The organism is Prevotella denticola (assembly GCF_900454835.1).
Taxonomy (GTDB): Bacteria; Bacteroidota; Bacteroidia; order Bacteroidales; family Bacteroidaceae; genus Prevotella; species Prevotella denticola.
Genome location: NZ_UGTM01000001.1, coordinates 1128924 through 1143733, shown reverse-complemented (window position 1 = coordinate 1143733; position 14810 = coordinate 1128924). Strand labels below are relative to the sequence as shown.

Here is a 14810-nt window from a genome sequence, read left to right as displayed (position 1 = left end):
GGCTGCAAAGTAAAGACTTTTAGGTTAAACCACCAAATTTTATCCATAAGTTTTGCATCAAGGATGTAAATGAACGTTAAACTCTTGCCGGTTCACCTTATTATATATAACTTTGCATTGCTCCTGAAGGCAGAAACTCGATGCTGGCTGCGAAACAGGAGCTGTAGATTTCAAGTATATGATGGATAAACCAATTTTCATTGCAGGTCCCTGTGTCATCGAGACTCCGGAACTGCTTGACACTGTTGCGGCTGAACTCGTGCGGCTGAACAGGAAATATGCGATAGACATTATCTTCAAGGCGAGCTTTGACAAGGCGAACCGGACGAGCCTGCACTCCTTTCGCGGTCCTGGACTCGAAAAAGGACTTGCCATGCTGCAGGCCGTCAAGGAGAAATACGGGCTGCGCCTACTGACGGATATACACGAGAGCTGCCAGGCAGAGGCCGTGGGCAGGGTCGTGGATGTCATTCAGATTCCCGCTTTCCTCTGCCGGCAGACCGACTTGCTTGTAGCTGCTGCCAGGACGGGGAAGACGGTCAACATAAAGAAAGCGCAGTTCCTCAGCGGGCGCGATATGCGCTATCCTGTACAGAAGTGCATGGAAAGCGGGGCCGGAGAGGTATGGCTCACGGAACGCGGCAACAGCTTCGGCTACAACAATCTTGTAGTCGACTTCCGCAACATCCCTGACATGAAGGAGATTGTCCCACGTGTCATCATGGACTGTACGCACAGTGTGCAGCGTCCGAGCGCAGGAGACGGGAAGACCGTCGGCGACCGCAGGTTCGTGCCTTCCATGGCGTTGGCAGCCAAGGCCTTCGGTGCGACAGGATATTTCTTTGAGGTACACCCCGACCCGGACGCCGGTCTGTCGGATGCGGCCAATATGCTTGAACTGGACAAACTGGACGGATTAATCGGGAAGCTGATATGATGGAAGCAGAACAAAGACTGACACAGGTGAGGGCGTATGCCATACAGTGCATCAAGGAGGAAACGGATGCTGCGTTCAACCTGATCAACCAGCTGGACGAGAACTTTGACAGGGCGGTGAGCCTTATGTATCACTGTACGGGGAAGGTCATCGTCACCGGAGTGGGGAAGAGCGGGAACATCGGTGCCAAGATTGCGGCGACGCTTTCTTCTACCGGCACACCTGCATTTTTTGTCAATCCGTTGGATGTCTATCATGGTGACCTGGGAGTGATGACGAAGGACGATGTTGTCCTTGCCCTTTCCAATTCCGGCCAGACAGACGAGCTGCTCCGTTTCATCCCGATGGTACTCCACATGGACATTCCCATCATCGGCATGAGTGCCAACCCGCAATCGCTGCTGGCGAAATACTCCACAGCCCACCTGAAGGTGTGGGTGGAGAAGGAGGCCTGTCCGCTGAACCTTGCCCCGACGAGTTCGACGACCGCTGCGCTTGTCATGGGCGATGCGCTGGCGGTCGCACTGATGCGTGTCAGGGATTTTAAACCACAGGACTTCGCACAGTTCCATCCGGGTGGTGAGCTGGGCAAACGTCTGTTGACAACGGCGCAGGATGTGATGCGTTCGGACGACCTGCCCATCATTCCGGAGAAGATGCATCTGGGCGAGGCAATCATCCATGTCAGTAAAGGAAAGCTGGGACTGGGCGTTTCGCTCTCTGACGGAAAAGTCGTCGGGCTGATAACCGACGGCGACATCCGCCGTGCGATGGAGCGATGGCAGGCGGAGTTCTTCGACCATACCGTGAGCGACATCATGACGAGAGAACCGAAGATGGTTCTGCCGGCGACTAAGATAACGGAAATCCAGCGGATCATGCACCAGAACAAGATTCATACCGTATTGGTATGCGATGCGGAGAGGCATCTGCTGGGTGTCGTCGACCATTACAGCTGTATGCTGTAGGAACAGGCTTCATCCGTCCTGACAGTGATATTGACACATGACAGACAAGGCATCCGGCACCTGCAAGGCTGTTGTCTGCCATTGAAGAAAAATGAGAGTGATAATCGTGAATCATAAAAAAAGAAACGCCATCACAACCGTGATGGCGTTATATTGCCTGTCTTTCCCCCTCCTGCTTTCAGCGCAAAGCAATGTGAGGGTGACTGTTCCGGGGGAACATACATCTTCGGAAACAAGAGCTGACTCCCTGCTCGTCAATCAGCTCCGCAGGAAAGGGGTGAGTTTTTCTCATGACAATTCCGTCACCCTGCTGACGACCGGACAGGAGAAGTTCGACGACCTGTTCAAGGCAATTGACCAGGCACGCTCGAGCATTCACCTGGAATACTTCAACTTCCGCAACGACTCCATCAACGAGGAACTGATACGCCATCTGGCCGCAAAGGCAAAGGAAGGCGTTGAAGTGAGGGCCGTCTTCGACGGTTTCGGCAATGCAAGCAACAACCGTCCGATGAAGAAACGGCATCTGAAGGCAATCCGTGAAAAGGGCATTGAAATCTATGAGTTCAAGCCGATGGAGTTCCCATGGCTGCACGACCTCTTCAACCGTGACCACCGCAAGATCGTCATCATCGACGGGAAGATCGCCTACACGGGCGGCATGAATGTGGCCGACTATTATATAAAAGGTACGAAGGTGGTAGGGTCGTGGCACGATATGCACTGTCGGATCGAGGGTGACGAGGTCAACACACTTCAGAAGATCTTTCTGCGGATGTGGCTGCTTGCCTCCGGAAAGAACGTGCATGGTGCAAAGTACTATCGGGGCATAACCGGTGCAGACTACATAAAAGGACTGAAACCGGACACTTGCAGGAGTGCGGGGAAGAAGATGGTGGGTATCATCAACCGTGAACCACACGTCACGAAAGATATCATCCGTTATTTCTATCTCAGTGCCATCAACGATGCAAAGGACAGTATAAAGCTCATCAACCCCTACTTCACGCTGAGCCACGCATTGAAGAAAGCACTTCGCAATGCGGTAAAGCGGGGGGTGAAAGTGGAAATACTGCTAAGTGTGAAGAGCGACATCCCTCTGACGCCCGACTGTGGATTCTACAATGCACACCGGCTGATGAAAGACGGCTGCACGGTCTGGATGTATGAACCGGGCTTTCACCACACGAAAATCATCATGGTAGACGGCCAGTTCTGTACGGTGGGGTCGGCCAATCTCAATGCGAGAAGCCTGCGGTGGGACCGCGAGGAGAACGCCGTAATCCTTGATGCCTGCACCACGCATGAGCTGGACGAGCTGTTCGAGGCACAGAAGAAAGACTGCTTCAGACTCACGGAAGCAAGATGGAGACAATGGCGTACGCCCTGGCAGCGTCTCCGCGGATGGTTCGCCCACCTGCTTTCACCGTTCCTATGAACGGTCCGACGACGTTTTCCTCAGTCCTTTCAGCGCATGGATAGCAGCTTTGGGGTCATCGGCCTTGAAGACATAACTGCCGCTGACCAGGATGTCTACGCCGGCATCGACAAGCCGGGGAGCCGTTTCTGCCTGCACGCCGCCATCTACTTCGATGAGTGCCCGGCTGCTCTCGCGCTCAATGAGCTGGCGGAGCCGCTGCACTTTCCGGATGCTGTGCTCGATGAACTTCTGTCCGCCGAACCCAGGATTCACACTCATGAGCTGGACAATGTCAATGTCCCCGATAATGTCTTCAAGGACATTTACAGGTGTTGACGGGTTCAGCGTCACGCCGGCTTTCATGCCTGCTGCACGGATAGCCTGGAGCGTCCGGTGCAGGTGGACACACGCCTCATAGTGTACATTCATGATGGCGGCTCCTGCATCGGCTGTCTGCTGGATGTAGTTCTCTGGATGTACAATCATCAGATGTACGTCCATCGGCTTGCGGCAGGCTTTGCCGACGGCCTTGATAACAGGGAAACCGAAAGAAATGTTGGGGACGAATACACCGTCCATGACATCCATGTGCAGCCAGTCTGCCTCGCTCTCGTTGATCATCTCAACTTCCTTGTCCAAATGGAGAAAGTCGGCAGAGAGCAGTGAGGGTGATACGATTGTTTCCATATTGTTCTTAGTTCAGGCAAAGAGACTGCATTTTACCGTTGATTCTGATGACACGATAGGTGTAGGCTATCTGCCGGATGATGTGAAGTGTCTTTTCAGACGGCTTCAGCTCTTCAGAGGTAAATGATCTTATCATAGGCTGATTGAAAAGTTTTGTTGAGAGTTACTTATGTCTTCTAAACGTTGGGGAAATGATATTATTATATCCGTTTACAATAATATTTTCATGTGACCACTGCTGTCCTGTCTTTTGGTTCGACAGGAATGCCCGTCTGATTGCTTCTGTTGTCGTCCTTTGGAAATCCGTTAATCCGTTTGGGAAAGAAAGCGGTTCTCCTGACTGTACAGAGGTTTAATTCAGGTTTTTTATGTAATTTTGCAGCGTGAAACCATTTGAGCATTTTACATCATCATGATCATAAAAGTATGTGGTATGCGTGAAGCCCGTAATATTCACGATGTTTTGGAGACTGGTGCAGACTGGATAGGACTTGATTTTCGCCCTGGAAGCGAACGTTATGTCAGCCAGATTCCGTCATATTCCGGCATTATACCCGATTACGGCAGTCTGTCTCCCATTCTTTCGAATGGCAGGTGTGGTCAGACGAAGAAATATCTGCTATGCGGTGTCTTTGCCGATGATATGCCGCAGAACATTGTTATGCGCGTTGTCAACTATGGGCTTGACATCGTCCAGCTTGACGGAGAAGAGAGTACCGTTATGATAGACAACCTGCGCCGCACCCTCGACCCGGACATCCATGCCGGGATACGGATTATGAAACGTATTGCGGTTACATGCCGTGAAGATATGGAATTATATAAGGATTTTGCTGATAGCGTGGACTACTTTCTCTTTGACCTGCAGGCGGGAATGGATGACTGGACCTTGCTGGAAGCATACAGAGGAGATGTTCCTTTCTTTCTGGGCGGAGCGATTGGGACGAAGAATACAGATAGACTGAAGTCTTTTTCACATCCCCGGTTCTACGGCATCGACCTGAACGAAGAGTTCGAGACGGCTCCAGCCTTTAAAGACACAACCCGGCTGAAGGTTTTTCTCGACAAACTGAGATAACCTGAGTACTTTCAAATGCGTCAATAATGCCAATGAGAACGAAATGTGCAGTCGTTGACAACTACGACTCTTTTACTTATAATCTCGTCCATATGATCAAGGAACTGGGAGCGGATGTGACGGTTCTCCGCAATGACCGGTTCGACCTCATGGACCTGATGGCGTTCGACCGTATTGTTTTGAGTCCTGGACCCGGTATTCCGTCAGAGGCGGGATTGCTGCTGGATGTAATCCGCCGTTATGCCGGTATAAGGCCTATCTTAGGAGTTTGCCTGGGACATCAGGCCATCGGAGAGGTATTCGGTGCCAGACTGCTGAATCTGTCCGATGTGTTCCACGGTGTTTCTGCAAAGGTGACACAGGTTGCCGACACACCATTGTTCGCCGGTCTGCCACGACAGTTTCCTGTGGGAAGATACCACAGCTGGGTTGTAGAACGGGAAAGCATGCCCGACTGCCTTGAGATAACGGCAGAGAGTGACGAGGGGCTGATTATGGCATTGCATCACAGAACCTATGACATCCACGGCATACAGTTTCATCCTGAAAGTGTCTTGACACCGGATGGGAAAAGAATTATGGAAAACTGGCTACATATCTGACATATATTTATTATTTTTGCAGATACAATGGCAGAGGCAGCAAGATATACAGAAGAAATTGTAGACGACGGAGCTTCCTGGTATGCGGTGAGACTCTTTACGCTCCGGCTAGAGGATGTCAGGACTTTCTTCAGGGAACAAGGGCTGGAATGCTTCATCCCTGAAAAGTATATTGATATTGAGGGGCATAACGGAAGGCCACGTCAGGTATTGCGTCCTGTTGTCCGTAATCTTATCTTTGTAAAGCAGTTGGCTGACGAGAAGCTGTTCAGAAAGATTATCCAGACTGCAAACTATAAGATAAGCGTTCTGAGGAAATCTAAGGACTCGCAGGAGTATGCGCTTATTCCTCATGGACAGATGTATGAGTTCCGCCTGATGTGTAATCCGGAGATTACCATGCGCAAGTTCCTTTCGTCTGAGGAAGCACGAATGAAAGCGGGAGACGAAGTCTATGTGCGGTTCGGTCCGCTGAAAGGGTTGAGTGGACGGCTGGTCCGCTCGAGCAAGAAGTATTATCTTCTGAAAGAAGTCCCCGGGCTGAGCGTCATGCTCAAAGTGTCTCGATGGTGCTGTGTTCCGGTTGAGAAAAAAAGATAGTATTATTCCTCCGCATACAGCATCCTGCAGGGTTATCTACCTGCCGATAAGCAGATTCTTGATGTTTTGATTCGAAGAAGGAAGTCTTGATTCCCATTTCTTTCCTACAAGGTATCATGGACTTGTACCTGCATCATGTCTTTCAGTTCATCTGGCACACAGATGGATTCACAGTGAAGCTGTTCCAGCTTTTCCATCCCGCGTCTGGTGATGTGGAAACGTTGGCAGCGGCCGTCCTGAGAGCAGGCACGGCGTCGGATAAGTGAGGCACGTTCCAGTGCGGCAATCACTTTGGAAGTGTTTGAGCGTGTCAATCCCATCTTGTCGGAGATTTCACCTGCAAGCATCGGTCCATCATGTTCTGAAAGCAGGCAGAGCAGCATGGTTTCATTGATGTTCAGCCCAAGCTGCCGTTGCAGACTGCCTTCAAAAGCCATGATGGAACGAAAAATATCACGGATTCTGTTAATGCAATGATTGTCCATTACTGTTGTTATGGAGTCTTACTTCAGCAAGACAGACTTTATAGCCTGTTCAAACTGCGGCTTGTTCATCGCACCTGTATTCATCGTCGGTTCACCTGTCTTGGGGATGAAAAGCAATGATGGAATCGAGCGGATGCCGAAGAGAGCAGCCAATTCTGCCTCTTTGTCTACGTCGACCTTGTAGACATCAATCTTACCGGAATACTCACCTGCTATTTCCTCCAGGACAGGGGCTGTGGCCTTGCAGGGCCCGCACCATGTCGCATAGAAATCTATAATGGCAGGTTTGTCACCCTTGAACGACCACTTGTCGGGGTTCTTCTCGAAATCCATCACCTGCTTTTTGAATGTCTCTACGGTCATTTCTTTTACATTCATCTTTTTCTCTTTTTTTTCTTTTTGGTTATTTACTTCTGTTTTTCCTTTTGTCTGCGCCGAGTCCATCTGTTTTTCCAAAGTTCCGGAAGGCTTGTTGTTTTGTGTACAGGCAGTCAGCGCAAATGCCATCATGGCTGTCACAAGTGTTGCTGTACGTTTCATTCTTCAGTCTTTCTTTTTCTGTTTATACTTGCCAGAGGGCACTGTATGCCATCCAGCTGATAATGTCTTTGTTGTTTCCTGTGGAAAACACTGCAAAGATAATTGATATTCGTCTATCTCGCAAATTTCCGTTGGAAAATTATCAGTTGTTAACCAAACTGTTTGTAAGTCTTTGGAATGTTAAAAACTGATGGTCTGTTTCTCGGTTCTGCACATTTGCTTGTCTTTGTCGATACGGAATCGGCGGATAGGGTATGTCCACAGATACGTCGGACACTCTATAAGGAATGCTTGACCCTTCTAAAGTATGGATCGTATGAGAAACAGATTATCGGATGTAAACGTGTGAATCACAAAAGTGTAAAATTAATGAAAATATACCATATATCCGGTATTGCTTGTATTGCAATTATAGGGTTCTTCCGTTGAATGCGTAGACGACTTTCGTGTAAAGTGTATGGCTTTAACGTGTGGGACTGACTGGTTCCCGAGTTTATGTTATTCCCCTTTCCTGCACTTATGTTTATTGAATGCTGTATAAAAACTCAAACAGTATGATTTCCCATGTGTAATTTCTTTTAAACGGACAATTCCGCATTGTTTTCGGAAAAGCAAGCTTCTTGCTCCAATAAGTCGTGCCGGCAACAGCTCTTCTCCAGCTACAAGCCGATCCCGTCCCGGCAATATATTGCATGGAGCGGGCCGTCAACACGGCTGGTGTCTGCCGACAACTCCATAAGTGATGGGCCTCAACACATCTGCAGGAGAGGCCGGTTCATTCCTGACGCCCTCATATACAGTTGGACACTGATGGCTGATTTACATGGGAAATGTTCACCCGACTGCACTGTCCCTTGCTGGGACTCTGGAACTGCAGATATATAATGCTGGTATTTGCCGGATATTATAAGTCTCTGTTTTATGGCCTGTTTTGGAACGGATGTTGTCCGTTTCCCGGACAGAACGACACGAAAAAAGAGCGGCCTCTTTCGAGAACCGCCCTGATGAAAGGAGGAGTGGTACCACCAGGAATCGAACCGGGGACACAAGGATTTTCAGTCCTTTGCTCTACCAACTGAGCTATGGCACCATCTTTCTGCAATACTTTTTAGTGTTTGTTAGCACTCTTCCTGAATTGCGATGCAAAGGTAGTGCTTTTATTTTGTTCCTCCAAACTTTTCTAAATATTTTTCCTTGCGTTCATATTCTTTAGCAGATGTCTTAATTTTTGTTCGCGGGCCATCCCTGTGCCTTGAGTTCAAACTCATTGCCATCCCGGGTGATGAGGTAAGCACCCAAGGATTCTTTTGTGATGTATCCTATCTGTCTGATGCCCTCCATGTTCTCTATCTTTTCATGGTCTCCGATGGGGACAGTGAATAGTAGCTCATAATCCTCTCCACCGTTCAAAGCAGCAGTCGTCAGGTTCATGTTGAATTCCTCGCAGGTGGCTGCCGTCTGGTAGTCAATAGGAATGTTCTTTTCGTAAATTCTGCATCCGCAGTGGCTCATTCCGCATATTTGCTTCAGTTCGCTTGCCAATCCGTCTGAAATGTCTGTCATGGATGTGGGGCGTATGCCGGCTTCACGAAGCCGGTTGATAATGTCACCGCGTGCTTCAGGTTTCAGCTGCCGGTCGATGATATATTCTTTTCCTGCAAAATCGGGCTGGAAGTCATCGATGGCAGAACGCTCCCTGTGCAGTGCTTCAAGCCGTTTCGTGTCTTTTCTGCTCTGTGCCTCTTTCACCTTATTGTTATATTCCTCTACCTGCTGGTAGTAGACGGTCTTTTCACGTTCGAGAATCTGCAGTCCCATATAGGCTGCTCCCAGATCACCTGTCACACAGACAAGATCGGTCTCATTTGCCCCCTTTCGATAGACGATATCATCCTTACCAGCCTCGCCGATGCAGGTAATGTTGATGGCGAGCCCGGTATATGAGGAGGTTATATCCCCCCCTACGATATCAACTTCCCATTTTGCACAGGCTTTGTTCAGCCCGGCATAGAACCGGTCTATATCTTCCACCTTGAACCGTTTGCCCAGACCTAAGGAAACTGTGAGCTGACGAGGATGTCCGTTCATTGCAAAGATATTGCTCATCGTAATCATTGCCACTTTGTAGGCAAGGTGTTCCATGTCAATATAAGTAAGGTCGAATTGCACGCCTTCCATGAATAACTGTGAGGAGACGAGCGTCTCCTTGTCTGTATAGTGAATGACGGCAGCATCATCGCCAATACCCATGACAGTTGAGCTGTTGGATGGTTTGATATTCCTTTTGATACGGTCAATCAGACCGAATTCGCCGATTTCCTTTATTTCCATTTAGTACCGGTTTAATTGACATTCAGTCAAAAGACATATGTCCCTTCCACCTGTATGTCTTCTATAAGAGAATTCTTATATGTTGTAAGACTTTTTGATGAAAGAGACATCTTCTGCGTGTCTGTGTCTATGTTGTCAGAACGGATATTATGAACGTTTGATAATCTCCCGCATTATCTCTGTCATGCGTGGCTGTGCGGCATTCGCTGCTTCCTGTACTTCTTCATGGCTGACTTTTACAGGCACATCGAATCCGCCGAGGTCAGTGATGACACTGATGCCAAAGACCTTGATATTGCAGTGGCGTGCCACGATGACTTCCGGCACTGTACTCATGCCAACAGCATCAGCCCCCATCTTGTGATACATACGGTATTCAGCCGGAGTCTCGAATGTGGGGCCTTGTACACCCATATAAACGCCATGCATTACACGGATGTTCTTCTCTTTTGCTATCTCATCGGCCAGCGCAACCAGTTTGTGGTCGTAAGCCTCGTGCATATCCGGGAAGCGGGGGCCCGTCGGGAAATTCCGTCCGCGCAGAGGATGTTCCGGGAACATATTGATGTGGTCAGTGATGATCATCAGGTCGCCAATCCTGAACTCTGGATTCATACCTCCGGAGGCATTGGAAACGAACAGCGTCTCGATGCCCAGTTCGTACATCACCCTAATAGGAAAGGTAACTTCTTTCATCCCATATCCTTCATAGAAATGGAAACGTCCTTCCATGGCCATGATGTCCTTGCCGCCGAGTTTGCCGAAAATCAGTTTCCCGGCATGTCCCTCTACTGTCGAGACTGGAAAGTTGGGTATGTCGTGATAAGAGAATTCGTAGCTGTCAGTTATCTCTGAAGCTAATTGTCCGAGGCCTGTTCCCAGAATGATTGCCGTCTTTGGTCTTGTGCTCATCCTCTCTTTTAACCAAGATGCTGTTTCTTGAATTTTTTCGTACATAGGATATTATTTTTTTGTTGAATGTTTCCTCCTTGTCAAGCATGAATCTTACTTTGATCGGGAGGGCATAGATGTTGTCTTTAACGTCGTCCGATAGAGTTTCAATACCCATAAGACGTGCCTGGTCTTTCTCGGTAGTGATAATCATTCTGGGTGCTTCCATGCCGGCAAAAGCCTCATTGATGCGCCTGATGTCCTTCTGAGTGAATGAATGATGGTCGGGAAACGAAAGCATGGTCAGTGCGTTGTTGCCCGTATAGGCATTGATATCTGTTTCCAGTTGCCTGGGAGATGCTATGCCCGTGAGCAGAAGAACGTTCTTTCCTCTTATCTCTGTCAGCGGTATGGACAGTCCTTTATGGAAGATCGGCTCAAGTGGGCAATATTCCAATTTCGTGAAATAAAGCTGCTGGAAAGGATAGAGTTCCATTGCCTTGCTCAATACGCGGTAGTCTATCGGGTTGAGAGTGTCAGGACATTTCGTGATGATGACGATGTCGGCGCGATGCTTGCCTGACAGCGGCTCGCGCAGTCTTCCTGCTGGAAGAAGTTTGTCGTAGATGATGAGCCGGTGATAGTCGACCAGAAGAATATTGATGCCCGGCTGTACATACCGGTGCTGAAAGGCATCATCCAGAAGGATGACATCTGTGTCTTTTGTTTCCTCATCAGTTGTCAGACGGTCTATTCCCTCGCACCGTTTTTTGTCTACAGCTACCCGGATATCCGGGAATTTTATCTTCATCTGGTAAGGTTCGTCACCGATTTCACGCATGGGCGTGTTGTTGCCGGCCAGTACGTAGCCACGGCTCTTGCGCTTATATCCACGTGAAAGCACTGCCACTTTCATCTTGTCCTTCAGCAGCCGTATAAGATATTCCACGTGAGGAGTCTTTCCAGCCCCCCCCACGGTAATATTGCCGACAGAAATGACCGGGATGTCAAACCGTCGGGTCTTGAGAATATTCAGCTCAAACAGCTCATTACGGATGATTACGGCAAGGCCATAAAGCCAGCTGAAAGGTAACAGCCATCTGTTTATCTTGATATGGTCTCCTTCCATTCTCGGTTAGTGGATGTTGGGGAAATAAGGCAGGCGTGCCTGAATGGCACTCTGGCGGCCGAGCGTCTTCAACAGGGAGAACGGCTCATAATAGTCGCCTAAGTTGGCTCTCAGCTGTTCGCTGAGGTAGTTGTCTGGCTTTGTCTGCTCTAACAGCTGCTCGATGATGCCTGGCTCTTCCGGGTAAGAACAAGTGCTGTAACCGGACAGCTTGGCCAGCTTGGCAGCTTTCATGAGGGCTACATCCAGTCCGCCAAGCTGGTCGACGAGTCCGATTTTCCGTGCATCCTGTCCGGTAAAGACATGTCCTTGCGCTATCTTCTCAACCTGTTCGTCAGTCATTCTGCGTCCTTCTGCCACACGGTGGCGGAAGAGTCTGTACCCCCGGTCGACATATTGGCCGAGAAAGGCCATCTCCTCTTCTGTGAACGGGCGTGCCTGTGTTCCGAAGTCTGAATGCCGGTTGGTTTTCACCTCGTCAAACTTTACTCCTAATTTTTCTGCAAACAGACCACTGGCATCAGGGAACATCCCGAAGATGCCGATTGACCCGGTAATCGTTGTTGGTTCTGCTACAATCCAGTTAGCCGGGGCTGACATATAATATCCTCCCGATGCCGCCATGCCGCCCATGCTTACGACAACCGGTTTCAGTTTTTTCAGTTTCATGATCTGATGCCAGATCTGTTCAGAGGCATAAGCAGAACCGCCGCCCGAATTGATTCGCAGTACAACCGCCTTTACGTCCTTGTCTTTTCCCAGTGCCTCCAAGTCCTTGCATACGGTCTGTGCGTCAATCTTGTGACCCTGTGCGAACATACCGCCGGCCGCCCCGTCGACAATGTCGCCATAGGCATAGTAGATGGCAATCTGATTGTCATCTTCTTTCTGACTCTCATCTTCGATATTCTTCAAATCAGTGACCGAAACCTGTGGGATGTCTTTGTCGGATGGGAGGCCTAACTGCTTCTTTACCAAATCTTTCATCTGGTCTGTGTAGACAAGTCCGTCAACGAGCTTCATCTTCACGTAATCTGCCGGTGCTGCAAAGGTTATCATGCTGTCGGCGTATGCGTTCAGCTGTACGACGGACAGCTGCCTGCTTGCACCGACTTCCTTGGTTATGTTTCCCCAGATACTGTTCAGGTAGGCAGCGGTCTGTTCCCGGTTGGCATCGCTCATTCTGTCGCCCGTGAACATTTCCGGAGCACTCTTGTAGGCACCCACTTTCACAACCTGCATCTTTACGCCGACCTTTGCCAGCAGGTCCTTTATGAAGACAGGCTGGGAGGCCAGTCCATGCCAGTCTATCTGTCCCTGTGGGTTCAGGTAGACCTTGTCTGCGGCAGATGCCAGATAGTATGTTCCCTGTGTATAGGTGTCTCCGTATGCAATGATCCACTTTCCACTCTTCTTGAAGTCAAGCAGGGCATTGCGCAGAGCCTGCATCGAGGCGTATGAATCGGCTGCGAAAGCCCCTGCCTCAATGTATATACCTTTGATGTTGCCGTTCTTCTTTGCCTTATGGATACCTTCGAGCAGGTTGTCAAGACCGATGCTGCCTGTCGTACTGCCTTGCAGCTGGCTGATGATGTTGTCTTCGCCCCGCTCTGTCAGCTGTCCTGAAAGATTCAGTACGAGCACCGAATTTGCTTCTGGCTCTTTGGTTGCATCCTGCGATGCAATCATACCTGCGACGGTGATGAGTGCAAAGAAAGCCATGACAATGCTGAAGAGAAGCATTCCCACGAACGAAGCAAAAACGAATTTGAAAAACTGTTTCATAAAGGCATCTAATTACTGTTCATCTTGCAAAGATATATATAATAGATGTAAATTCCAAATAATTCAAGATTTCTTAATATCTTTGCGGTTGTTATGAAGCGTGTCGTTTTAGCAATTGATAGCTTTAAGGGATGTCTTTCTTCTGTGGAAGCTGAGGCTGCTGCTGAGGCAGGAGTCCGGGAGCATTGGAGGGATACCGAGGTCGTCAGGATTCCTGTCACGGATGGGGGCGACGGTATGCTGGGAGTCTTTTCGCAGCTTTTGGACTGTAAGGAAATTACAGTTGGCTGCCACGATGCACTCATGCGCCCCATCAGGGCAGCCTATGGAGTGAGTGCAGACGGCACTGTGATTCTCGAGACTGCCTCAGCCTGTGGTATCAGTCTTCTTAGAAAACAGGAACTGAATCCTCTGCATACTACGACTTACGGAGTCGGCGAACTGTTCGCTGATGCCTTCCGGAGAGGGTTCAGAAGGTTTGTCGTTGGACTCGGAGGATCGGCTACCTGCGATTGTGGACTGGGAATGCTGGCAGCTTTGAAGGATGCCTTTGGAGCAGGATGGCACGACAGACTTCCGCAGAATCTGGATATCACGCTGGCATCGGATGTTGATAATCCCCTCTTGGGTGAACAGGGCGCAGCTGCCGTGTTCGCTCCCCAGAAAGGGGCAACACCCCAGATGGCAGCCAGCCTGGAGCGTCGGGCACGTACTTTTGCTCGTATGGCAGCGGCTCATCTGGGCCATGACTGTTCATGGGATCGTGGTGCCGGTGCGGCAGGTGGGCTGGGGTATGCTTTCCTGCAATTCATGGATGCGAAAGCAAAGTCTGGAGCTGACATTCTCTTAGAGACGGCCGGATTTGACAAGATTGTCGATGGGGCGGACCTGATTGTAACAGGAGAGGGGAGTGCTGATGAACAGACGTTGATGGGGAAGATTTCTGGCAGAGTGCTGGAATACGGCATCCGGAAACGTGTACCTGTGATGCTGATAGCAGGGAGAGTGTCTGGTGCGGAGGCTTTGCTGCATGCCGGTTTCACCTATGTGAAATGTATAACACCGTTAGGCATGCCGCTTGAGGAAGCAATGAGGCCGGCCGTGGCAAAGGAGAATATTCGTAAGGCGTTGGCGGAGGAGGACCTGCCTTAAATCCGTCACTTATTTCATTAATATCCGACAATATAATCAGGAAGTGGGAACGGAAGGATTACCGTACCCATTCCTGTAAAAAAGAATCTCATATATGTATCAAGATAGAAATCAAAACAGTTTTCCTTTGGCAAAAGTGATTTTACCCCCTCATATTTTTTGTTTTTAAATGATTTTGTTATCTTTGCACCTGTATTAAGGAGAT

Annotated in this window: 15 protein-coding genes and 1 tRNA gene; 7 read left to right on the top strand and 9 right to left on the bottom strand. The window is 49.3% G+C overall.

All coding sequences use genetic code 11. The features are described from left to right. Positions 1-178 precede the first annotated feature (178 nt). The 3 genes from kdsA to DYH27_RS04850 all read left to right on the top strand — a co-directional run bounded on the left by kdsA (position 179) and on the right by DYH27_RS04850 (position 3343). Positions 179-937: a 3-deoxy-8-phosphooctulonate synthase gene (kdsA, locus tag DYH27_RS04860; RefSeq protein ID WP_029216388.1), complete on the top strand. Its 759-nt coding sequence runs from the start codon at positions 179-181 to the stop codon at positions 935-937. After that, positions 934-1905 (top strand): KpsF/GutQ family sugar-phosphate isomerase, encoded by a 972-nt coding sequence (locus DYH27_RS04855; RefSeq protein ID WP_025067416.1) that lies wholly within the window; start codon positions 934-936, stop codon positions 1903-1905. The genes kdsA and DYH27_RS04855 overlap by 4 nt, the downstream gene beginning before the upstream one ends. 91 nt (positions 1906-1996) lie before the next feature. Continuing rightward, positions 1997-3343, top strand: a complete 1347-nt coding sequence (locus tag DYH27_RS04850; RefSeq protein WP_029216387.1) for a phospholipase D-like domain-containing protein — start codon at positions 1997-1999, stop codon at positions 3341-3343. Here the strand turns inward: DYH27_RS04850 and rpe are convergent. Beyond that, entirely contained in the window at positions 3338-4012 is a 675-nt protein-coding gene (gene rpe / locus DYH27_RS04845; RefSeq protein WP_025067417.1) for a ribulose-phosphate 3-epimerase, read from the bottom strand. The genes DYH27_RS04850 and rpe overlap by 6 nt on opposite strands. A 7-nt stretch (positions 4013-4019) precedes the next feature. Next, positions 4020-4148, bottom strand: a complete 129-nt coding sequence (locus DYH27_RS13655) for a hypothetical protein (RefSeq protein ID WP_004353378.1) — start codon at positions 4146-4148, stop codon at positions 4020-4022. 276 nt (positions 4149-4424) lie between these two features. On the opposite strand from DYH27_RS13655, the gene DYH27_RS04840 reads away from it, so the two are divergent. Genes DYH27_RS04840 through DYH27_RS04830 form a run of 3 tightly spaced genes read left to right on the top strand, consistent with a single transcriptional unit; the run spans position 4425 to position 6292 of the window. Continuing rightward, positions 4425-5090, top strand: a complete 666-nt coding sequence (locus DYH27_RS04840; protein ID WP_025067418.1) for a phosphoribosylanthranilate isomerase — start codon at positions 4425-4427, stop codon at positions 5088-5090. 26 nt (positions 5091-5116) lie between these two features. Beyond that, positions 5117-5692: an anthranilate synthase component II gene (locus DYH27_RS04835; RefSeq protein WP_025067419.1), complete on the top strand. Its 576-nt coding sequence runs from the start codon at positions 5117-5119 to the stop codon at positions 5690-5692. 27 nt (positions 5693-5719) lie between these two features. Beyond that, entirely contained in the window at positions 5720-6292 is a 573-nt protein-coding gene (locus DYH27_RS04830) for a UpxY family transcription antiterminator (RefSeq protein ID WP_025067420.1), read from the top strand. A gap of 104 nt (positions 6293-6396) precedes the next feature. Here the strand turns inward: DYH27_RS04830 and DYH27_RS04825 are convergent, their stop codons facing one another. The 7 genes from DYH27_RS04825 to sppA form a co-directional block, all read right to left on the bottom strand. Then, complete coding sequence (locus tag DYH27_RS04825; RefSeq protein ID WP_025067421.1) at positions 6397-6777, bottom strand: MarR family transcriptional regulator; 381 nt, start codon at positions 6775-6777, stop codon at positions 6397-6399. An 18-nt stretch (positions 6778-6795) separates the two neighbouring features. Continuing rightward, positions 6796-7317, bottom strand: coding sequence for a thioredoxin (gene trxA / locus DYH27_RS04820; RefSeq protein WP_025067422.1), 522 nt, complete (start codon positions 7315-7317; stop codon positions 6796-6798). Between the two features lie 1017 nt (positions 7318-8334). Then, positions 8335-8407, bottom strand: a tRNA-Phe gene (locus DYH27_RS04805). 131 nt (positions 8408-8538) lie between these two features. After that, the gene (locus DYH27_RS04800) at positions 8539-9648 is read right to left on the bottom strand and encodes a thiamine-phosphate kinase (RefSeq protein WP_025067424.1); all 1110 of its coding nucleotides are present in this window, start codon (positions 9646-9648) and stop codon (positions 8539-8541) included. A 147-nt stretch (positions 9649-9795) separates the two neighbouring features. Further along, positions 9796-10605 (bottom strand): purine-nucleoside phosphorylase, encoded by an 810-nt coding sequence (locus tag DYH27_RS04795; RefSeq protein WP_081457106.1) that lies wholly within the window; start codon positions 10603-10605, stop codon positions 9796-9798. After that, on the bottom strand, positions 10490-11668 hold the full coding sequence (gene lpxK / locus DYH27_RS04790) for a tetraacyldisaccharide 4'-kinase (protein WP_004353387.1): 1179 nt from the start codon (positions 11666-11668) through the stop codon (positions 10490-10492). Before lpxK ends, DYH27_RS04795 begins: the two co-directional genes overlap by 116 nt. Positions 11669-11674: 6 nt before the next feature. Next, positions 11675-13453 carry a signal peptide peptidase SppA gene (gene sppA / locus DYH27_RS04785; RefSeq protein ID WP_004353350.1) on the bottom strand — a complete coding sequence of 593 codons (1779 nt, stop codon included), beginning with the start codon at positions 13451-13453 and terminating at the stop codon, positions 11675-11677. Positions 13454-13546: 93 nt separating this feature from the next. Between sppA and DYH27_RS04780 the strand changes: the two genes are divergently transcribed. Continuing rightward, positions 13547-14605 carry a glycerate kinase family protein gene (locus DYH27_RS04780; RefSeq protein WP_004353343.1) on the top strand — a complete coding sequence of 353 codons (1059 nt, stop codon included), beginning with the start codon at positions 13547-13549 and terminating at the stop codon, positions 14603-14605. The last annotated feature ends 205 nt before the right edge of the window (positions 14606-14810 follow it).